This window comes from Mucilaginibacter tolerans (assembly GCF_030519375.1).
Lineage (GTDB): Bacteria > Bacteroidota > Bacteroidia > Sphingobacteriales > Sphingobacteriaceae > Mucilaginibacter.
This window is the reverse complement of record NZ_JAUMKB010000010.1, coordinates 195894-217565: the sequence shown is the minus strand read 5'-3', so window position 1 is coordinate 217565 and position 21672 is coordinate 195894. Positions and strand designations below refer to the sequence as shown.

Annotated in this window: 20 protein-coding genes; 15 read left to right on the top strand and 5 right to left on the bottom strand. The window is 44.1% G+C overall.

All coding sequences use genetic code 11. The features are described from left to right. Nucleotides 1–3: 3 nt before the first annotated feature. The 3 genes from Q3A68_RS15550 to Q3A68_RS15540 form a co-directional block, all read right to left on the bottom strand. Nucleotides 4–2145 (bottom strand): hypothetical protein, encoded by a 2142-nt coding sequence (locus Q3A68_RS15550; RefSeq protein WP_302902028.1) that lies wholly within the window; start codon nucleotides 2143–2145, stop codon nucleotides 4–6. A gap of 137 nt (nucleotides 2146–2282) precedes the next feature. Beyond that, the gene (locus Q3A68_RS15545; RefSeq protein WP_302902027.1) at nucleotides 2283–3911 is read right to left on the bottom strand and encodes a RagB/SusD family nutrient uptake outer membrane protein; all 1629 of its coding nucleotides are present in this window, start codon (nucleotides 3909–3911) and stop codon (nucleotides 2283–2285) included. Between the two features lie 10 nt (nucleotides 3912–3921). Further along, nucleotides 3922–7068: a SusC/RagA family TonB-linked outer membrane protein gene (locus Q3A68_RS15540; protein ID WP_302902026.1), complete on the bottom strand. Its 3147-nt coding sequence runs from the start codon at nucleotides 7066–7068 to the stop codon at nucleotides 3922–3924. Between the two features lie 623 nt (nucleotides 7069–7691). Here Q3A68_RS15540 and Q3A68_RS15535 point away from each other — a divergent pair. The 3 genes from Q3A68_RS15535 to Q3A68_RS15525 all read left to right on the top strand — a co-directional run bounded on the left by Q3A68_RS15535 (nucleotide 7692) and on the right by Q3A68_RS15525 (nucleotide 10346). Then, complete coding sequence (locus Q3A68_RS15535) at nucleotides 7692–8588, top strand: AraC family transcriptional regulator (RefSeq protein WP_302902025.1); 897 nt, start codon at nucleotides 7692–7694, stop codon at nucleotides 8586–8588. Beyond that, the gene (locus tag Q3A68_RS15530) at nucleotides 8578–9408 is read left to right on the top strand and encodes a sugar phosphate isomerase/epimerase family protein (protein ID WP_302902024.1); all 831 of its coding nucleotides are present in this window, start codon (nucleotides 8578–8580) and stop codon (nucleotides 9406–9408) included. Before Q3A68_RS15535 ends, Q3A68_RS15530 begins: the two co-directional genes overlap by 11 nt. Before the next feature lie 113 nt (nucleotides 9409–9521). Beyond that, on the top strand, nucleotides 9522–10346 hold the full coding sequence (locus tag Q3A68_RS15525; protein ID WP_302902023.1) for a phytanoyl-CoA dioxygenase family protein: 825 nt from the start codon (nucleotides 9522–9524) through the stop codon (nucleotides 10344–10346). 809 nt (nucleotides 10347–11155) lie between these two features. On the opposite strand, the gene Q3A68_RS15520 is transcribed toward Q3A68_RS15525, so the two are convergent. Both Q3A68_RS15520 and Q3A68_RS15515 read right to left on the bottom strand, forming a co-directional pair. Beyond that, nucleotides 11156–12754: an amidohydrolase gene (locus Q3A68_RS15520; protein ID WP_302902022.1), complete on the bottom strand. Its 1599-nt coding sequence runs from the start codon at nucleotides 12752–12754 to the stop codon at nucleotides 11156–11158. 78 nt (nucleotides 12755–12832) lie between these two features. Continuing rightward, nucleotides 12833–13666: a helix-turn-helix transcriptional regulator gene (locus Q3A68_RS15515; protein WP_302902021.1), complete on the bottom strand. Its 834-nt coding sequence runs from the start codon at nucleotides 13664–13666 to the stop codon at nucleotides 12833–12835. Nucleotides 13667–13926: 260 nt separating this feature from the next. Here Q3A68_RS15515 and Q3A68_RS15510 point away from each other — a divergent pair, with 260 nt between their 5' ends. The 12 genes from Q3A68_RS15510 (at nucleotide 13927) to Q3A68_RS15455 (ending at nucleotide 21641) form a co-directional block, all read left to right on the top strand. Continuing rightward, nucleotides 13927–15912, top strand: coding sequence for a sensor histidine kinase (locus tag Q3A68_RS15510; RefSeq protein ID WP_302902020.1), 1986 nt, complete (start codon nucleotides 13927–13929; stop codon nucleotides 15910–15912). Nucleotides 15913–16317: 405 nt separating this feature from the next. Continuing rightward, the gene (locus tag Q3A68_RS15505; RefSeq protein ID WP_302902019.1) at nucleotides 16318–16710 is read left to right on the top strand and encodes a response regulator; all 393 of its coding nucleotides are present in this window, start codon (nucleotides 16318–16320) and stop codon (nucleotides 16708–16710) included. Nucleotides 16711–16739: 29 nt separating this feature from the next. Then, nucleotides 16740–16919, top strand: a complete 180-nt coding sequence (locus Q3A68_RS15500) for a DUF3606 domain-containing protein (RefSeq protein WP_302902018.1) — start codon at nucleotides 16740–16742, stop codon at nucleotides 16917–16919. A 158-nt stretch (nucleotides 16920–17077) separates the two neighbouring features. Next, nucleotides 17078–17467, top strand: a complete 390-nt coding sequence (locus tag Q3A68_RS15495) for a response regulator (RefSeq protein WP_302902017.1) — start codon at nucleotides 17078–17080, stop codon at nucleotides 17465–17467. 11 nt (nucleotides 17468–17478) lie between these two features. Beyond that, nucleotides 17479–17655 carry a hypothetical protein gene (locus Q3A68_RS15490; RefSeq protein ID WP_302902016.1) on the top strand — a complete coding sequence of 59 codons (177 nt, stop codon included), beginning with the start codon at nucleotides 17479–17481 and terminating at the stop codon, nucleotides 17653–17655. A 140-nt stretch (nucleotides 17656–17795) separates the two neighbouring features. After that, the gene (locus Q3A68_RS15485) at nucleotides 17796–18077 is read left to right on the top strand and encodes a hypothetical protein (RefSeq protein ID WP_302902015.1); all 282 of its coding nucleotides are present in this window, start codon (nucleotides 17796–17798) and stop codon (nucleotides 18075–18077) included. Next, nucleotides 18074–18499 carry a DUF4199 family protein gene (locus tag Q3A68_RS15480; RefSeq protein WP_302902014.1) on the top strand — a complete coding sequence of 142 codons (426 nt, stop codon included), beginning with the start codon at nucleotides 18074–18076 and terminating at the stop codon, nucleotides 18497–18499. The genes Q3A68_RS15485 and Q3A68_RS15480 overlap by 4 nt, the downstream gene beginning before the upstream one ends. 3 nt (nucleotides 18500–18502) lie before the next feature. Continuing rightward, nucleotides 18503–18700: a hypothetical protein gene (locus Q3A68_RS15475; protein ID WP_302902013.1), complete on the top strand. Its 198-nt coding sequence runs from the start codon at nucleotides 18503–18505 to the stop codon at nucleotides 18698–18700. A gap of 173 nt (nucleotides 18701–18873) precedes the next feature. After that, nucleotides 18874–19110, top strand: a complete 237-nt coding sequence (locus tag Q3A68_RS15470) for a hypothetical protein (RefSeq protein ID WP_302902012.1) — start codon at nucleotides 18874–18876, stop codon at nucleotides 19108–19110. 113 nt (nucleotides 19111–19223) lie between these two features. Continuing rightward, on the top strand, nucleotides 19224–19688 hold the full coding sequence (locus Q3A68_RS15465) for an SRPBCC family protein (protein WP_302902011.1): 465 nt from the start codon (nucleotides 19224–19226) through the stop codon (nucleotides 19686–19688). 341 nt (nucleotides 19689–20029) lie between these two features. Then, nucleotides 20030–20887, top strand: coding sequence for an alpha/beta fold hydrolase (locus Q3A68_RS15460; protein WP_302902010.1), 858 nt, complete (start codon nucleotides 20030–20032; stop codon nucleotides 20885–20887). A 184-nt stretch (nucleotides 20888–21071) separates the two neighbouring features. Further along, the gene (locus tag Q3A68_RS15455) at nucleotides 21072–21641 is read left to right on the top strand and encodes a dihydrofolate reductase family protein (RefSeq protein WP_302902009.1); all 570 of its coding nucleotides are present in this window, start codon (nucleotides 21072–21074) and stop codon (nucleotides 21639–21641) included. Nucleotides 21642–21672 lie beyond the last annotated feature (31 nt).

Sequence of the window (21672 nt, the reverse complement as noted above, 5' to 3'; positions counted from 1 at the left end):
TATTTAAGGCGCCTTTTTTAAGTCCTCCCATTTAACTACCCACGAACCGTCTTTTGGCCAACCGGGTTCCGGTGCGTTTTTATCGCCATCCCAGCCCGCCGTCATTAGGGCTATAGCGTATAACAGGCCTCCATTTGAAGGAATATAAGGATAGGGGTTCCCCCCACCAACGAAACCATGCTCATCAAAACCAAATCTTTTGGATCGATGTAAAAGCATATCCACCGCGTCAGTTGGATGACCGAGCCGGGCAGCGCACATGGCTACCATCGGGAAATCCCAGCCCCAGCATTTGTCATATTCCCAAACGGACCGGACCTTTTGGTAGGTTTTTTCCATGATTTTCAAATCGGCGCCATTGCCCGGCAGCATTCCTAAAACTCCGGTCATAGCCGGGTGCTCGTAGTTATATTTTGTCCACATACCGTCAATATTTTCCCACTGCTGGTACAAGCTGTCCTTCACCGGTAAGGGCGCAAGTTTTTTCAGTACATTATCCCACTTAGGGTTAGGGGCCAATTTAAGTTTTTTGCGCCATTGCTGAGCAGTTTGCAAACCGAACCGCCAATAAGCCAACTCCAATGCAGGGTTTTGTGTAACTAGCGGATCGTTATTTTCCGGAACTGTTTTTATAGGCGGGCCCAAAATGTATTCATCCCGGCTACGATCCAGAAAAGCGTAAGATGCTAAAAAATCTGCTGTATGTTCAACAATCTGATCCCATTTTTTTAGTGTTTGTAAGGTCGGATGAACGCGATAATCCAGCTCCGCAAAAAAAATAGGGTGCGGCTGCTGCCAGATCAGGAAGGCATGCGTGACATCGGGCCATTCCCGTCCGTCCGGACCGGTACATTTTGGCCATCTAGCCCCCACATAGCCTTGTCGTTTCGCCCGTTTTAATGACGATGTCAAATTATCGGCATAAACGTGAAGGCTATTATTTAACAAGGACCAGCGATCCCACAACGCATAGTGGGCAGCGTGCCACCAATACATTTCATAGTGAAACCTGCCGTACCAGCTATTATTCACAAGGCCCGTTTCCTGCGGCGGGTAATTGCCCGCAGCATTTATCGCCATTACATATTGCGACAAAACAATTCGTCTTTCCAGTTCGAACCATCGGGGATCTTTACTTTCAGAAAGATCGATGGCTCCTCCGCTTTTCCAAAAAGCAGGCCAGTGAACTATGCTTCTTGCTTTTATCAGGGAAAAGGCAGGTAAGGTGTAATTAATTTTTGATGGCGAAAAAGCAAAAACACATTCTACGGAAGTTTCATTTTTTCCGGGATAGAAAATATACCGGTGATCCTTTTGTTTTTTTAAGTCACCGTTTCCAGCCCATTTACAGGCTACCTGGTAACTGGTGCTATCCAATTTCCGGTTAAATATGACTGAATTTTTATTGATTGTATTTAATTGCGTTTGATGTAATGCAGGCTTATTATAATCAGAACCGTTGCTAAAATAGTCAAGGCTGGCATAAGGGAACTCTATAAAAATACCTAACCGGCCCTTTTGAGCCATTACAGATTCAATCCTGAACCCAATGATGTCTTTATCAGGATCACATATCGTTGTGACTTTTACCTTTTGCCCATCAATTGTAAAATTGCTTTCTGCTACACCTGTCCACAGGTTTAAATATTGAACCGGGTTTTGAAGGTCACTTATCTTGGCCATACTGCCGTCTTCCTTTTTCAACAACAATCCTATCCTTCCTAAGTTGAAACGGTGGGGATTGCTGGCGAGCCATTGTGTTAATCCGGGCTGATTAGTGTTAGGCAGCGGATAATCTACCATTCTTCCATGGGTGTTGACGGCTGTCTGTTTAAAATCTGCCGGGCTTAATCCTTTGGGTGGTTTCGTACTGTGCCAACTCCAGTGCGACATCGTGGTAAACTGATCGTTAAAAGTCTGCATCCCGGTAATATCAAACCCGTAGGCAAAAGTCCCGTTTCCAACCTGGGTTGGGCCAGCCGATTGCGCATCGGTGATCCTGGGATTATGCCTGCTCACCAACGCTTCACGATTGATTGTACCTGGTTTGACTTCCTGGGCATTAGCATTTAGCCCTAAAAAAAGAGGAAGCAGAAAAATGTATTTTTTTATTTGGTTAAGGGGGTTACTTAAAATATAATCCATTTCAATTTTTTATCAGTTTCTCAGAAATGAACCCTTTCCGATGGTGATCGATCAAATAGCAAGGTAGCTATAATTACAGCTACCTTGCATACCGAACAATTGCGGGATCGAGTTACCTATTCATATCGTGAAATTTCTCAGTAGCCCGGGTTTTGTTTTAACGAACCTGCACTTTTAGCAACTTCAGAACGCGGTATTGGCACCAGGTAATGTTGCGGCAGAAAGGACCTGGCTTCAAGCGTTTGTATCTGGTAAACCTTGCTTCCATTAGCCTGCCTGGTTATGTGCATGCGGAGTATAGGAATATTTTCAGTAACATCTGCTATTTTCCAGCGGCGCACATCAAAGAAGCGAAGTTCTTCAAATGCCAATTCAACCCGGCGCTCATTTTGAATTCTTACCCTCAAAGCTCCTCCTGCATCTGTTACCGGGGGCATATTTACGCTGGGGCGTGCGCGGACCAGGTTAATATATTGACGGGCAACAGCTTCATTGCCTAATTCAAATTCTGCTTCAGCATAGTTAAGAAGCACTTCTCCATAGCGGAAAAATATCCAGGGGTTAGTAGGTTTTAATGTTGAACCAGAAGGTGGGATACTCTCAACAACCCCCTTTTTATAAGCATAAGAAGTTAACGACGCATTCCATGGCTGGATGCTACTTTCAGGAGAGTCTAATCCACCGTCAAATGTTTCAGTTACCCGTCCTTGCCAAACTGAACCATCATGCAATATGGAGGCGTCAAACCTTGGGTCGCGGCCGGCATAAGGATTATTAGGGTCATAACCTGATCCGGGCATCAGCACAAGGCTGCCATCGGGTTGTTCAGTGTATGGCCGCATACCTGTGGCTGCCATTTCATAAGCGTTAACCTGATTTTGAGATGGATTTTGGGAGGTCCACCCATTGGAACCATTGCGACCTTCCTCCAATGAAAAATTGGAAGAGTTCGCCTGGGTAAAATACCGTGCAAAAATAATCTCCTTATTGTCTCCCAGGAAGGTGCCCTGATAATCCGGATTTAGCGAATAGCCGAGGTTTAGCAATGCTGCCGATGCATCGGCAGCAGCTTGCCATTTCGTGTTATCATGGCTTGGATTATTCAGCGCGCTGGCGTCATAAAGCAGCACACGTGCTTTAAGTGCCAGGCAGGCGTTTGCGGAAGCTCTTCCTTCCTGATTTGCCGACTGATCGGGCGGCAGTTGGGCAGCAGCGGCATCCAATTCCGAATCGATAAACTTTACACAGTCGTCGTATGACGATTGCGTAGCCTGAAAATTATCATGCAGGTTGAAAACTTTAGTAATAATGGGCACCCCTCCATAACGCCAGATCAGATTGGCATAGATATAGGCTCTCAGAAATTTCATTTCCGCTATCGCCCCTGTTTTAAAGGTAGCGTCAACAGGAGCGGCATCTATCTTTGAGAAGAAAACGTTGATATTATAGATATAGCTATAAGCAAAGTCCCAGTAATTAATCTTGTTTGAAAAATTGGTCACATTGTCTTGCGTCAATTGCCCGGTTTGTATCATATACAAGTTGCCGTATTGATGGATATTGAAGGCTTCGTCATCTGCCGCAGGCAGCAGGTCTTGCTGGTATCCATGCAACAACACCGTATATTGTGCATTCACATAAAGCTGGATAAGGTTCTGATTACTCCATGTATTGGCATCAGATATTGTATTCAGGGGCGTTAATTCAAGTTTATTACAGGACGTTGCCGTAAAAACAATAATTAATAGATAAATAATTTTTTTCATGTCTTTAATATTAAAAGGTTGCATTAATTCCAAAACTGATTACACGCTGGGGCGGGTAATACCAGTAATCTGTAGTTTCCGGATCAAATCCCAGGGCCTTCATATGATCATAGATCAGGAATAAATTGCTCGCGCTGACAGAAAACCGTAAGTTTTTCATCCCGATGCTTTTGATCATGTCCTGAGGTAAGTTATAACCGAAGGATACATTCTTAACCCTTAAAAAACCACTATTGATAAGCCATTGGGTGGAGTTTATTGTATTGTTATTAAAGTTTTCATAGCTTGCCCTTGGCATGGTCGCATTGGTATTATCGGGTGTCCAGCGGTTGGTTGCTCTCCAGTTTAAAAAGTTCCCCAGGGAGTAACTCATTACGGGGAAATAACCGCCAAAATACTGTTTGGCATCTGCCTGTCCCTGCAGGAGAATGGACAGATTAAATCCTTTGTATTTAAAGTTGGTATTTAACCCAAAGGTCATCTGCGGAACATTTGTTTGATTTTCGAGTACCTGGTCGCGTGAGTCAATACTTCCGTCATGATTTATATCGGCGTATTTAATATCCCCGGGTACGGCACCCGGCAGGTGCGGATAGGCATTAATGTCTGCCTGACTTTTAAAAATTCCGATAGCATTATAATAAAGGCCAGCCCCTATCGGATGTCCTACCGCCAATTGGTAGGGCTCTAATCCGGGTTGTGCATTTCCATAAATAACCGTATTCCTGGCAAACGCAATATTTCCGGAAAAGCTGTATTGGAATTTGTGTTGATTATTGGTATGGCTCAAAACCAATTCAAACCCTTTATTATCAACAATTCCAATATTTTCATCCGGCAACGTTAGCCCTGTATAACCCGGGACCGTTGATGCCGCTGTAGTTAAAATATCAGATCGTCTTGTTTTGAAATAGTCGAATGTAACCCCTAAAAGGCCGTTCCATAGTGTTGCGTCTAATCCAATGTCCCATGTTTTTGCCGTTTCCCAGGTGATGTTGGGATTGGGAACTCCGGTTTGCACCAGGCCAATAACATTGCTTCCGCCTATCACATAGTTATTCCCATATCCGTAATTAGTTAAATACTGGAATGGGTTTACCAGGTCGTTACCCATTACGCCGTAGGAGCCGCGGAGTTTAAGTTCGTCGACAAAAGTGTACTTTTTCATAAACTGTTCCTCCGATATTCGCCAACCGGCAGACGCACTTGGAAAATAGCCCCACCTTTTATTGGCAGGAAAATTTGGAGACCCGTCGCGCCTCATGGTAAATTCAGCCAGATATTTTCCGGCATAATCATAATTTACCCTTCCAAATTCGTTTTGCCGGGCCGTTTGTGTGGCGGAACCGTTGTTGGCCTGTTGGGTAGGGTCACTGCTCCCTGCAAAAATCTGTGGCAGCACAGTTGACGGAAAATTACTTCTGTAAGCCTCATCGAAATTGCTGTTTGTTGTCGTTTGCTCATAACCCAGCAATACTTTTATATGATGCGGTCCGAATTTTCGCTCATAATGGATCTTTGTGGTTAGATAAAGCAAAGAACCAAGTGATACGTTATCGTCCAATGTCGCCAGGTCCGTTCCCATCCCTGTACGGCCTTTTGTTAATGCGCCGGTAGCAGCATCCTTGTAATAAACAAAGTCCGGCTCCTGGAAAGTTTTTACAAAAGTACTATTGGGATCATAACTGCCGCTACTTTCGATCGATAAGCCTTTTACCCAGGGCAATTCCCAATTGATATACCCTGTGCTTTGAAAGGTATTTACGGTTTGTGTTTGATAACCAGCATTATCACTTACCCAGTTGACAATATTCTCACTGCCCCTTAGGGGCTGAAGATCCTTTGTGCCAGGCCAGTAAGGCAGCCAGTTCGGCTGATACAGGAAAATATGACTATTCAGTTGGTTCGCGCTATTATAAGGGAAATGATTATTATCTACCCTGCCTGATAAATTCAATCCCACCTTCAGGTATTTTGTTACCTGAACCTCCACATTTGCGCGAAGATTATATTGTTTTATATTTTCAGTGCCGAAATTGTATTGCCCGTCCTGGTAAACCTGGCCCAACGATAAAAAATAAGTTGTACCACTGTTACCACCCGAAACAGATACATTGGCCCGATGTTGAGGGGTCCAATTTTTAACAATAAATTTATACCAGTCTGTATTTGGAAAATCAGGATCATTCCCGGCTTTGTATTTTTCCAAATCTGAGGCTGAATAAGCCGGAGCCAGGCCTTGCTGAGCGTTAATTTCATTGGATACCTGACCAAAAGTATAGGAGTCAGCCATGACCGGATTTCTTGCAGGCTGGCTTAAGCCTTCATTATACGAAAAATCAATTTTAGGGGCGGAACCAAGACTTCCTTTTTTGGTCGTTACCAAAATTACTCCGTTTGCGGCCTGTGCCCCATAAATTGCTGCAGATGCATCCTTTAATACAGATATGCTTTCTATATCATTAGGGTTTAGTTCACCTAAGCCCCCTCTTTCAACGCCGTCAATAATGACCAGTACGGAGGTATTACCTGTTGTGCTCATGCCCCTGATATAAATTGACGGATCACTTCTTCCGGGCTCACCTGTTGGAGAATTTATAATAACTCCAGGCAATTGGCCGGCAAGTGAACTTGCCACATTAATTGCGGGGCTTTTAACAATATCGGCCCCCTTAACTTCAACAACAGAGCCTGTTAATGTTGCTTTCTTTTGTGTACCATAGCCTACAACCACGACCTCATTGAGGCTGCCGGGACTGGCTGCCAATGCAACATTAATGACGCGGCTGGCCCCAATGGTGACTTCTTTGGTCTGGTAGCCAATAAAAGAAAAAACCAGGGTTATCGCTTCTTCCGGAACCTGCAGAGTATAGTTTCCATCTGCATTAGTAGAAGTGGCCAGGTTCGTTCCTTTCACTTTTACCGTCACACCCGGCAAACGCTGTCCCTGTTCGTCGGTGACATAACCCCGGACTTCCGTTAAAAATTTACCCCTTTTAAAGGCTGCCAAATAACTGGCTCCAGGTTTGCTATTGGCCTGGTGGTGTCCAGCCGATGGTGTTGCAGGGGCGGCTGCGACCGCCCCAAACAGCAGTCCGCCCGCAAGGGAGACCATTACGGCACCCCGCGTAGATTTGTGTAGAATTTTTTTGTTCATACTTTAAGAATTTAATTGGTTTATAAGTGCCGGCCGGAACCAAAAAATCTTTAACAATTGCATTTCATTGCGGGTAAAGACGAGCGCTATTCAGTTCCTGGCAACTTGGCTTGCGCCGCTACAGCGCTTTGGATTCAAAAGTATACTGCAGGGGTGTTGCAGCATTTACACGAAAGTGGCGATTGTTTGACCTTTTTGATATATATTAGGAAAATACAGAAGATTGATCTGTATATGCCGACCAGGAAATTGAATTAACTGTAATAAGCTGAATATTTCTCCGGCCCGGAAAGTGAAAATCTTGCTTTAAATAATGGGTTTGATATGCCTACAGAACATGTCGATAAATCCAGGTAAGATATTCGCGACTTAACATTATGCATGAATATTTTGCACTTTTTGATATTTAAAATCGATGAAAAGCGCGCCTGCAATTGTTATAATCAAAACAGAACATTGGATTTTTCAATAAAAATTCAAAAATTCCATCTTAACCTATCAAAATGTTAAATAACATCTAAAATTGGCCATGAGCGTCGTTTGGAACAATTACGCTATTAGCAATCTTATTATTATTAATTTGTATCTAGTAGAGATTACAATTGACCTTCATTTCGTTGACCATGATTAATTACCGCAAATATTTGAATGTGAATGACCATGACAGAAAATGGAATTTTTATGTTAATACCATTGGGTCTGCTTCTGTGAGTCCTAACAAGGATTATCCAAATAACCGCGCCCATCCGGTCGATCATTTACTAACATGGGATAAAGGCCGCATATTGAATGGATACTACATTGTCTTCATTAGTCGCGGCGAAGGTGTACTTGAAACCGCCCGGACCGAATCCGTCACAATTAAAGCAGGCACATGTTTTTTTTTATTTCCTGGTATCTGGCATCGTTACAAACCTAACGCGCGGAGCGGTTGGGAAGAATATTGGGTTGGATTTAATGGAAATTTCCCAACATGCTTAGTAAACAGCGGAATTCTTAACCCCGACAATCCCTTTGTTGAAGTAGGGCTTAATGAGGATTTGTTATCATTGTTTCATCTGCTCATTAAAACCGTGTCGTCAATCGAACCCGGCTACCAGCAAATAGCTGCCGGTATTACCTTACAAATGCTGGGAATAATTCATGCCGCATCAAAATACCGTTCGTTGTCTGTTACGAGCGAATCCAGGCTCATGTCAAAAGCCAAATTCATGTTGCAGGAAACAATTGATCGCCCTTTAAACATGGAAGAATTCGTAAGAGAACTTCCTATGGGCTATTCTAAATTTCGAAAACTATTTAAAAGCGAGTGTGGCGTATCGCCAAATCAATATCATCTCAATCTTCGTTTAGACAAAGCAAAAGAAATGATGATAACAACAAATTTGTCCGTCAACGAAATTGCCGATCAGACCGGTTTTGATTCCATATTTTATTTTTCAAGAGTTTTCAAAAAGAAAACGGGCTTATCGCCGAAAAACTTTCGCGAGCACCAATCATCTGTTTCGAATGCAAATTAAGCTATTGAGTTCGCTATGGGGTTATGAACATTTACCGATTCATTTATTTCTCGATCGGGTAAAGGATGCCGGATATGATGGTTTCGACACCTGGATACCCGAAAATTACAAGGACAAAAAAAAGTTATTTGATTACGTACAATCTTCCGGAATGGCCCTTGTCGTCCATCAATACCGAACGCAGGGCAGTACATTCAGGCAGTTCAAAGCCTCGTTTTTAAAAAATCTCCGTGAATGTGCGGAACCTGGTCCTATGCATATCAATTCGCACACCGGACGTGACTGGTTCACCCTAGAGCAACAACTCGAGCTGATCGATGTTGCGCTGGATTTCTCGGAAAAAACCGGCATAACAGTCGTGCATGAAACTCATCGCGGACGATTGGGCTTTGCGCCGCAAATCGCCAATGAGCTTTTCCAAAGGCGTGAACATTATTTAATCACGGCAGACCTTTCCCATTGGACATGTGTAACAGAAAGCATGCTTGAAAACTATGAACCGGTAGTCGAGCAGGCGATTCGGCGCACAAGGTACGTCCATGCACGAGTGGGCTATGAAAACGGCCCGCAGGTACCTGACCCAAGAGCCCCGGAGTGGTCTTATGCGTTGAATATCTTTCTCAAGTGGTGGGACAGAATTGTCAACCTGAACCTACAGCTTGGGCGTGATCATTTGACATTCACTACCGAGTTCGGTCCCCCACCCTACATGCCGACCATTCCATTCAGTAACTCCCCCATAGCGAACCAGTTTGAAATTAACTGCTATATTAAAAACCTGTTAAAAGAAAGATATGCGTTTCTACCGGAGCCGTTCTGATCGCGTTGTGTTTAACTTTTTTATCAAAAAACACCAATAATTGCCGGTTTTAGTAAAGCGCAACAAGGCTGCTATTATTTAGGTTTGCTAAAACTTACCATTATATCCGGCAAATGCATACACAAATCAGCAAGGAGCAGATTAATTTTTATCAAACCAATGGATTTATCGTGATCGATAACTTTCTCACATCAGACGAATTGGAGATTTGGAAGGAGGCGATAACGGAAGCTATTGCAGAACGCAATGGTCAAAAAATGCCGGGCAAAGACATTAGTATCACGGACAGTGACGGCATAAACGAGGATGCCGAATATCATAGTAAGGTATTCGACCAAATGATCAATCTCTGGCAAACCAATCAAAAAGTAAAAGATATTATGCTGGATGAAAGAATCGGCCGTATGGCTGCAGCTTTGGCGCAGGTTGATGGAATACGGATCTGGCATGACCAAGCCTTGTTTAAAAGACCATGGGCCAATCCAACTTCATGGCACCTGGACACGCCCTTTTGGTCATTCACGGACAGAAATGCGCTTTCGATCTGGGTTGCCCTCGACGATACGACACTCGAAAACGGGTGCCTTTTTTTTATACCCGGATCACATTTGCAAACCGGTTTCGAAAATCCCGGCATCGGCAAAAACATGGACGCCGTATTTAATATTTATCCGTCGATGCGCCAACGTTCCGCGGTAGCCGCCCCAATGAAAGCCGGAAGCTGTTCGTTTCATAACGGGTTAACTATACACGGCGCCAATGCCAACATGACGCCGGCGTCGCGCCGCGCCATGACCTGCGCCTACATGCCCGACGGTAACATTTATAATGGCACAGAAAACATTCTACCTCAACAATACCTGAAAGCTATCAGGCTGGGCGATGCCCTGGATAACAATGAACAAAATCCATTGATTTATAAACAGAAGATTATTTAATAATTTGAACCATGGTGGCATTTGCTCTTGAGGTACATAAAAGGTCACACCAGCAAAACGAAGAATGCACTTAGGCCGGCTATGACCATGAAACTTTCTTAAATTGTTACCAGGACTGTATTGGTTCTTTTGTAGTGCTACGCGCGCTAACCCCGAAACGCTTGAGAGGAAGGCAACTTGGAGTTAAAGGATCATCACAAAATCAGCCAAGATTATAAGTTTAAAATTCAACGAAGTTAGTTGGTAATATTGCAAGAGGTGAAGTAAATATTAGCTTCGTAAACCTGCTGTGGGCATCGTTCACCAGGAGTTTGGCGCCATATCTCTGACATAGTTCAAGCAAGGGCATACGCTGAGGCGCGAGCAGGAAGATTACCACGACTTTTTTACCCGGTCGTACAGTTGGGACGATACCATTCGAAAATTCCGTCGCCTCAGAACCGGGATCTTTTCCGTTGCAACCCAGGACCAGTTCATCGAAACCGTGCAACAGCTGGACCACCAGCCGGATATCGATGGATTGACCAGCCTGCTGGTATCCATATAGGTGACTAAATATTTCAGTTCAGATTTCGTGAGCGCTATTTTGTATTTCCCCGAATTCCTTTATGATCTTGCACCTGCAAATTATTGTAGGTACAAGATCATTTGTGGGTTATTTGCTTAGTCCCTCAGGTGTTTGAGATAAACTTCGACCAGGAGCTGGGTATACCACAAGGCAACCATATTTTACGTCCTGCCTGCCGTTATCACAAAAGAAATTCTATTGATCTAAATCAAATAGTTTTTTGCTTGCACGTGCAATACAGCTATTTTGATAGATATCGAACGTCCATTTCTTTGGACGAATAAATTACTTTTCCGCCCACCATAGTTAGCAAGCTTTTAGTTTCCGGCAATTTATCGGTGGGGATAGTAAAAATGTTTTGTGACAGTACAGCAAGATCTGCCAGTTTCCCTACTGTTAATGTGCCCTTTTGATCTTCTGCAAACTCAGCGTATGCATTGTTTTTGGTATACGCAATTACCGCTTCCTCCCTGGTGATATTCTCATCGGGGTTTGCTTGCTGGCTGCTCACGATCATAATATTAACAAAAGGGTTGGTCAGGCCATCGGGTGCGATGCCAACTTTTATTCCTTTCTTGACGAGGCTCCGTAAGGGACTTTGACGAACATACATTGGTGTGTGCATCATGATAAGGCCCAAATTCTTTATATCATTTAATTGCGCTCCAATATTTACCGAATAACCCGCATTATGTTCAATTCGCACCCGTTTCAATTTCCAGTCGGCGCTATTTCCTGTGCTTTTCATCATTGATAGAACCAGGTTCAAAGTGCTGTCTCCAACTACATGCATCATTAATTGATTCTTCCCGTTCAGAGCATCTTTTAGAATTTGCTTTATAGTATCTGGTTGAAAATCAAGGCGGCCAAACCATCCCGGTTGATCAGGGTATGATTGGGTTGAAAGAGCACTTTCATCATATGGAGTGCCGTCGATCACATATTTTATGCCAGACACATAAACCATTGGTGTGGGGGTTTTGCCTGGTTTATTCCAAATTGCCAGGTTCCGGCTCGTATTTGTGGTTTTTATAAAAGGTATGATCCTCGTGCGAATTGCCGGGTTTTCCTTTACAATGGCGGGTATCATGGCAAACGTCGTCATGAATTGGGTTGTGGTGATACCGTATTGAACTTGCATATCGGTATACCTTTTTAAACCCGCTGCTTTTATCGCATCGGGAATAGAGGAATAATAGCTTTCTGCTGCGTTCCAACCAGCATACTCTTTCAAAGTGTTTATTTTTCCGGTAGAATGATTTCTTTCGTACCAGCCGCCAACAGGGTCCTTATCTGAGTCCTTTATCCCGGCAAGTTTTAGAGCCCTGGAATTAAACACCACCCCATGCCCCCACCAGGCAAATAAAAAAACCGGGTTATCAGGCGCAACGCTATCCAGTTTTTGCCGGAAATCCATGTCGGTCAAGATCGTTTGCCCAATCAGGCCATTGATCCATTCACCGGGTTTGGCGGTTTTAACTATCCTGCTGACCGAATCCAATACAGCGGCAGGGGACGGGCCCGGGATCTGCCTTTCCATATAAATATAGCCTTTGCCGCCAATAAAAGCTCCCAGGTGATCGTGAGCATCGTTAATACCCGGAATAACGGTTTTGCCCCATAAGTTTATTTTCCTTGTTTTGGGCGTTGCTAATTTCAGCACTTCCTTATTAGTGCCGGTTGAAAGAACGATCCTCTTTTTGATAGCCAGGGCCTGTACATAAAGTTTTGAACTATCCGAAGTGAAAATGTTACCGTTATAAAGTATCAGGTCGGGGGATTGGGCGTGAGTCGTGCCAATGATGCAAATAAAAAAAGCGAATGTAAAAAAGGTTTTCATGAACAAAATTTTTAATAAATAATTGTTCAAAATTACCCTCTGAGTCAGGCCGCGGCATAGAACAAATGCGACATCGTACTATAAAATATCGAACCCATCCCGTTGTAACCGCAATGGCGTTTTTTCCAATTCTGTTTGAAGAAAGCCAGGAGTAACACCCGCAAATTCCTTAAAATCGCGTATCATATGCATTTGATCTGCATAGCCGCACTGATGCGCTATGGTCGACCAGGAAATCTGCGGATATGTTTCCCGTAAATTCCAGGCTTTGGAAAACCTTTCCAACCGGAAATATAATTTTGGCGGCATCCCAATCCGCTCATTAAATTGTCTTTCCAGTTGTCTTATACTCACGCAGGAAAGATTTGCCAACCGGTCGATATTTATTATTCTATCGTTCTGCTCAAGTGATTGCAAGGCCAGGTCGACTGGCAGCGCGTCCTTTAAGCGATCTACTTTTTTTAATAAATATTTTTGGATGAGACTAACCATCTCGTCGTAATTTTTCGACAGGCTGAGTTGTTCATTGATCGTTTCTAATTCCTTATCCAAAAATTGCGCAGCATCTAAAGGCGTATCTATCAATTCATGCATCGGGATTTTTAACAGCCTGTACAACGCGCAGGGTTTAAAATTCACAATGATGACCAATATATTATAATCCATTTGAAGGTCGACCCTGTTTAGCTGCGGCCCTACAATGCTACTGGCAGCTAATTTTGAAGTTGAGCCGTCTGAATAACTATAGGAAGTGATCTTATCATACGGATAGAAATACAGCGTGTGATATGGCTGAGGCGGAAACGGATTTACAGGTACAGGTGAAGATTTATCTAACTGATAATGCGTCAGCGCAATGTTTTTAATAAAACATTGCAAACCAGGATAAGGTATATAATTTTTTACTACCACCGTTCGTTGTTTACCGTCCTTGAAATTACAAAAAACGGAAACATTTTAAAAATGGCCGTTCTAATGATCCGAATGGTCTCAACTTGCCCGGCATCTGTGACTTGAATACATTCCTGACATTTATTAAACAGGAATACAGAAAAAAATGCCGTGTTTTTCACGATTGATAAATTTGTTTTTATATCCGCCAGAAAGTACAAATCTTCGCCCTATCAAGTAATTTGGTGTATTATTAGTTAATTTTACGATTAAAGCTTAATATGCCCCGCAAACTGAACCGTCTTTTACAATTTGGATACGGATTTTCTGTGCTCATGCTGGCCACGGTGGGTTTACTCGCCTATTTGACGTTTCACAATCTGCTGGTCAGCAACCGCGCAGTGACGCATAGCAATTTGGTCATAGCCAAGCTGGAAAAGGTGCTTCCTATCATGAAAGATGCAGAAACCGGGCAGCGGGGCTTCCTGTTAACGGGACGCCCGGAGTTTCTGGAATCTTACCGGGGAAGTTACAGCCAGGCCATGGCTGTCACAGGCGAATTAGAGTCGCTCACCAGTGACAATGCCCGGCAACAACAAAATATCCGGGATATCCGCGACGTACTCGAACACAGGCTGGCAATTCTGAAAGTACTGATCGACAAAAAACAACGTGGGCAAATCCTGATACCTGCAGATTTTCATGCAGGAAAATCCGCCATGGATGAACTGCGACGCGATGTTGACCAGGCGGAACGCTACGAACAACATCTGCTCCAGGAAGGCACGCTTGTCCTGGGCCGTTACACGCAATGGACACCTGTAACGATATTGACTGCAATAATTCTGGCAGTGATTATTTCGGTGTATTCCTACCTCAAAGTGATAAGTGATGTCGGCGAAAAAGATCGTTTGCGCGCGGAAGTAGTGGGCAATGCAGAAGAAACGACAGCGCTTAATGAGGAATTGACGGCGGCCAATGAAGAGATCACAGCGGCGAACGAGGAACTGACAGCCATTAATGAGGAAGTACTGGAAACGCGCGAACAACTGGCTTCGGCCAATGCTATCCTGGAACAAAGGGTAACCGAACGGACTAAAGCTTTGCAGGAAAGCGAGGAGGAGACACAAGCGCTCAATGAAGAATTGACGGCAAGTAATGAAGAACTTGCGGCAGCCAACGAGGAACTGGTCTCTATAAACGAGGAACTACGCCAGGCTGAAGAACGCAGCGCTAAACTGGCGGCGATCGTTGAGACCTCAGATGATGCGATCATAGGGAAGACACTGGAAGGCATCGTCACCAGTTGGAACCAGGGCGCCGAACGAATGTTCGGCTACCCGGAAAGCGAAATCGTCGGGCAGTCAATCCTCAAGCTCATCCCCGAAAACCGCCAGCAGGAAGAACCGGCGATCATCGCGCAGATAGAGGCCGGCCAACGGGTGGACCATTATGAAACCCAGCGCCTGACACGTGACGGACGACTGATCGATGTTTCCCTCACCATATCGCCCATACTGGATAAGCAAGGGCATATCACCGGCGTTTCAAAGATTGCCCGGGATATTTCCGAACAAAAAAGCGACGAGCAACGGAAGAACGATTTTATCGGTATGGCCAGCCATGAACTGAAAACACCGCTGACTTCCCTGACTGCGCTAATCCAGGTACTGGAACAAAAGTTGCGCAGCAGCGACGATCCTTTCATCCCCCAGGCGTTGGAAAAATCCAGGTTACAGACCCGTAAAATGGCCGCGCTTATCAACGGATTTCTGAATATCTCACGGCTTGAATCGGGGAAACTGGTCATTGAAAAACAAAACTTCGAGCTGAATGCGCTGATCAGTGAAATGATCGATGAAGCCCGGCTGACCGTCGCCAGCCACATTTTTGTTTTTGAACGGAATGAAGCGATTATGGTAAATGCTGACCGCGAAAAGCTCGGCTCGGTGATTTCCAACCTATTGTCGAACGCGGTAAAATATTCGCCCCGCGGTGAAATGGTGACGATCCGGTCAAGTATCGAAAACGGCCGGGCCTGGTTTAGCGTGCAGGACCAGGGGATGGGTATCCATTCAGCGGATCTGCCAAAGATATTTGATCGGTATTACCGTGCGAGCAGCACCCATACCAGGCATATCGCCGGTTTCGGGGTTGGGCTTTATCTCAGTGCTGAGATTATCAAACACCACGGTGGCCGTATCTGGGCGGAAAGTGAAAAAGCTGTAGGCTCTACCTTCTTTGTTTCATTACCAATTAAGGAGTAGTAAGGCTAATAACATTGTAAATGTCCGGACCGGTAAAAACAAGCCCATCTTAAACGGTAATATGACTGCTAATTAAGCTGAATAGTCTGTAAATCCTGGAGTCGCTTAGAACGCCTTATTTGATAATCGAGAATTAATTTATCAATGGCCGATTCTAATGCCTTCGCATGCTTTATCAGTTCATTTAAACGTTTGTCAAGTTCTTCAGGAGGCATAACGTAAAGCTAATGTTTAATTAACTTCGATCAAAAAAATAACCTTGTCCTAACTTGTCGTTACGTAACTAAATACTGTAAGATTGTATGTCATTGCCTTAATTTATATCTTTGTGCTGAACACCAGAAATCGCATCAAACTCGTCGTTTAAAGTTTCTTACCTTTTTGGATTTCGAAAACAGAAAAGGTATGGAAACGATCATTGTACAGGATACCGACCAGAACGTTCTGGAAATGCTGATCATCGCATTGGAACTGGGAAATTTCAAGGTCTACCCATTGATAGATTTCGATGACGATTTTATGGGCATGATCGATAAATACCGCCCGCATGTGGTCATGATGGATTACACGTGGCATGGTGAAAGATGTTTAGAGGTTTGCCGGAGCATTAAAGCAAAATATCCCCACCTGCCGGTAATAGCCTCCAGTTGTAACAACAACATTCACCAGGAATACAGCCGGCTTGGTTTTGACGGCTACATAAAAAAACCCTTTGACCTAGATTTGTTGTACCGCATTCTGCGGGAACATATTCCCAAACCGGCCCCTAACCGTGCCCGATTGATTTTTCCCCGGTAATTCCAGATATTTACGTTTCAGAAAACGAAATGGATAACCAGCAACAAGCCGCCATTCCCGATCAGCAAACAATCGATAACGGCGATGATGTGGAATTACGAATATGGGCTGATAAATTCGGCGTAACAAAGGTCAAACTAAAGGCAGCAATCAACGCCGTTGGCCCATCCGCAAAAGTAGTTGAAGCTTATCTGAACCGTAAAAAGTAAGACAACTTTGGTTTCACGGAATCCCGGGCTACCCTCACATTTAAAATGCGATAAATCGTTAATATAAACATCCGGAGATACTACCCAATGAAAGCCTGCGTTGTTATTTTATACCGTTTATTGTGTCCTGTCCTTTACTTCTGCTAAATTAAAGATTTATGGAAACGATCCTGATACAGGAAACGGATGCTGCCACACTGGATGTGGTCGGCACCGCTTTACAAAGGAGGGGTTTTCGGGTTTACAACCTCACCGACCGGCGCGAAAACATACTGGAAATGATTCAGCGGCATCACCCCAGGCTCATTTTCCTAGATTGCTGGCTCAGCCACTATACAGGCAAAGAAATTATTCATTGGATCAAGGCGCATTTCCCACGTTTACCGGTGATCGCTTTTAGCTGCGACAATCGGATTGAACAGGGATATCGCGAACTTGGTTTTGACGGTTATCTGAAAAAACCGTTTGATCTGGAAGCGCTTTACCGGGTGATTCGTAAATTCCTGTCTGGGCGAAGAAAGCGCCACCAAGTCGGCGAACCGGTTTAAAACACAAGACTATGGCTATTAATTATTGGTGGAGCGGCGTATTTATTGTCCTTATTATCGTATTGATTATCTGGCTGATCAGGCGCAACCGCAAGGACGAAAAAAGCTTTGAGCAGGAGATCATCCAGTCCGAACTCAAACCGGAAGACGATCAGTACCATGATGAAAAATCACCGGACAATGTCTGAGCCTCGGATGGAAGGACAGTGAACAAATGTTTCAATAGTTGGTTAGGAACAAAATGGGAAATAGGAGAAACTAGTCATGTTCCCTGTTGTTGTGAAAGAAGAAAAGAGGAACCGGAAAATTAAAGGTTAGGGAGATCAACGTGAAAGACCCAGAAACTAGCGTGTTACTGCCGCTGCAGGCGAAACCCGAGCAACGGCATGGGGTGCATGCGTTCGGTATCCGGCAGCCCAATCACCCCGGTTTTTTTATCGCGAACCGTTCGGACGCCTGGGGCGTTATGGATAATCGTCATGTCGAACCTGAGTTATTGGTCAACATCGGCCTGGCATTGGAGGAACATTTCGTCAAAGAACAAGCCGTCAACATGCCCGGGATGAATAACGATATGGACACTGAAGACCGCCTGGGCCCGGAGTCATGAAGCATATATTGTTGACCGGCTGTATTATTGGGCTGCTCAGCGGCCTGTGGCTCCTGTTGCTTTACCTCATGGGGTATCTCACTTTCCTGACCGATCTGGTTTCATGGTTTACGCTGGCCAAACCGCCCGGGCCCGCTCTTTTGCTGGCGGTTGCTGTGTTATGGATCCCCGCTGCAGGTTTATATTTCGGTTTGCGGAATTACAAGCGCATCCAGGGTGGAAAGATCACCTTTCGTGCCGCCTTAGCTGCCGGTTCAAGGATCGCCCTTGTAGCGGGCCTGCTGGCGCTGGTATCTGCGTTGATTTATTGGAAAACTGCTGCGCATGGCGCAATGAGCGAATTCGCCGGGATGGTTATCGCCGGTCTGGTTATCGGGCTCCTCCTGGTGGTGATCACTGCACTGGTGTTGAAAAACGAATAGCTCATGGAACAGAAAGAAATTCACTACCAATTTGTCAACTCCGAGACCGGGAACGTACTCGCCTACCTGTCGCTGCCGGCGAATATCGGTGACGAAGAGCGGCAGGCGAAGCTGGAGGAAAAGCGGGACGAACTGGCAATTGCCCATGGTCTGTACACGGAGCTTATCTACTGGCAGGATCAGGACCATCCGTCACAATGAGGGTGGCCGCCGTGTAAGTTACACCTGACTGTATCGTGTGAACGTTTCCGAATCGCTTTTTATTTGCTGATAAGAGTTTGAAATCATCTTTGAAATAAACGATTTAAAATTCAACTTTGTCATGGTCATTGAAAAAATTCATCTGTTGTTTTTAGCTGTCAAATCAAAAAAAGATGAAGCATGAGATCGTGTTATCGCGGAATGGTAGCAAACAGGTATTGCAAGTGATGGCCGGTACTTTTAAAAATTTAAAGGTCTGGAAAATCCGGTTCCAGGATGGAGAAGAAGCGATACTCTTTAAATGCGGGACGGAATGGTTCCAGCGGAACGAAGATAGCCTGGACCGCCGGCTGCTCAAAGAAATCGGTCAGAAGATCGATCACATTAATACAGGTCTGCCGCTTTCCTGAAAGGGCCGGCACTGAGTTGCAATTATAATATTGAAAAGCCCTTCAATTTGGAGTTGCTTTACCGGTTATTGCAGCAACATATCGCTAAACAGGATAATCCTTAAAAACCGATTATGAATACGAATCACTTTGCAAAAGCTGAAATGCTCATCAGGAAACCGATCGGACAGGTTTTTCAAGCATTTATTGATCCTGGAATCACCACTAAATTCTGGTTTACCAAAAGTTCAGGAAAACTCGAAGAAGGGAAACGGACGGAATGGACCTGGGAAATGTATCATCATACGATATCAGTTTTGACCAAAAAAATTGAGGTCAATAAAAAAATTGTGATCGAATGGGGCAATGATGATACGGTTACTACCGTAGCATGGACTTTTAAGGATTTAGGCCATGATGAAACATTTGTCAGCATTGAGGATGGTGGATTTCAAGGCGATACCGAAAAGCTTATTTCGCAGGTGCGAGGATCAACAGAAGGTTTTACATTGGTTTTAGCAGGGCTTAAGGCTTACCTGGAACATCATATCGAACTTAATTTAATAGCTGACCGGTTTCCAAAAGGCTTAAATAAATGAAATAGGTAAAACTCGTATCATTTAGAGCACTACCTAAGGGCGAACCCGTCGCAAGAGGAAATCTTTTTAAGCATGTTTATGATGTCGTTGATTTCATAAAGACCACCTAAAGAAGTTAACAGGATCAATAGCTTAGAAAACTTATCACATTTGCTCCTCCGTCTATTCCCGGCTTTTTGACACCTTCATAATATGGCCCCTTTTCAAAACATCCGGCTTTTTATTACATTAGTTATTTGTCGCGATCCACCCCTCAGAATGTCGATTTTACACAGCGTTAATCCCGAAATGCTTGCGAACTTTGTAATGTCAATAAAATTCAAACTAAATCTAACGGCGTTATGAAAAATTTACTTAGATCAGTACTGCTAATTGCAATCATTGTTTTTACCGCATCGCAATCAAATGGGCAACAGCTTAAACCTTCCGCCAGTGGCTACGCACCTGTTAATGGCATTAAAGTTTATTACGAAGTATACGGGGCGGGCAGGCCTCTCGTTTTATTGCACGGTGCTTTTTATACCATTGAGATGAATTGGGGGCAATTAATACCTGAATTGTCAAAGACAAGAAAAGTAATTGCCATTGAAATGCAGGGACATGGGCATACCCCGTATTCTGACAGAAAATTAGACATTGCTGCCCTGGCAAGTGATGTGGAAGGCGTGATGAATTATTTAAGAGTTGATAGTGCTGATGTTGCAGGATATAGTATGGGTGGTTCCATAGCTTACCAGTTGGCAGCAAGAAACCCCAAACGGGTCAGAAAATTAGTGATCATTTCTTCAACCTACAAAACCAATGGGTGGCTGCCCGTTATAAATAATGGGTTTAAAGGTTTTAAGCCCGAATTTTTTAACAATACCCCTATAAAAACGGCATATGATGCCGTAGCTCCTGACAAAACTAAATGGATAAAGTTTGTTGAACAAATGATTGTTTTTGCCGGGGAGCCCTTTGATGTGGGTGAAGCCAATATTGCGAAAATTACTTCGCCTGTATTGCTTATATCAGGTGACAATGATGGTCTGGACAAAGTGGAGTTGATGAAAACGTACCAATTACTGGGAGGAGGAGTATCTGCTGATTTGGGACCGATGCCAAAATCGCATTTAGCCGTTGTTCCTTCGCAAAGTCATGTCAGCCTGATGATGCAGACTAAAACAATATTAGGGTATCTGGATGACTTTTTAAAGTAACGAAATCGCACCTGGTATTCGATAGTTGCCGGATTAATATTTTCAAATAAAATAACAAAAGGAACAACAATCGCAATAATTGTTATTTAAAATACAACCATCAGGAAATAGATTCATATTACACGCTACTAAACCGGTTGATATTTATTAATGTCAGATTTATCTATAAACTAATTATAAACAAATGAGAAAAATCAGAATTTTTGAACATATCTCGCTCGATGGCGTGATTGAACACGACGACGATTACGCATATGGAGCGTGGACAGTACCATATAGAAGCCCTGATGGGGCGGCGATGCTCCTTGAAGCATACGGCACGAGATTCGATCTGCTGCTTGGCCGGCACACTTATGATATATTTAGTGACTTTTGGCCTAATGCCGGAGATTTCCCAATGGCAAATGCCATAAACGCTGCAACGAAATACATCGCAACCCATAGGCCCGGCAGCCTGGAATGGGGTCCGGTAAAGCATTTGGAAGGCGACGTTATAGAGGCGATTCACGGTCTCAAGTCAACGGACGGCCCCGATCTGATCGTCGTGGGAAGTTCGACGCTAACGTCTGTGTTGCTTGACCAGGGACTGGCTGATGAGGTTGTGCTCATCACCTATCCAATTTTGCTTGGCCGGGGTAAGCGCTTATTCTCCGACTGTATTGATGCTCGGGAACTTGCTTTTGTTGACTCGAAAACCACACCCACAGGTTTGCTTATCAACGCTTATCGACAAGTAGGACCGCTGAAACCCTAATACTTAACTAAGGCTCAAAAGTACTGATAGG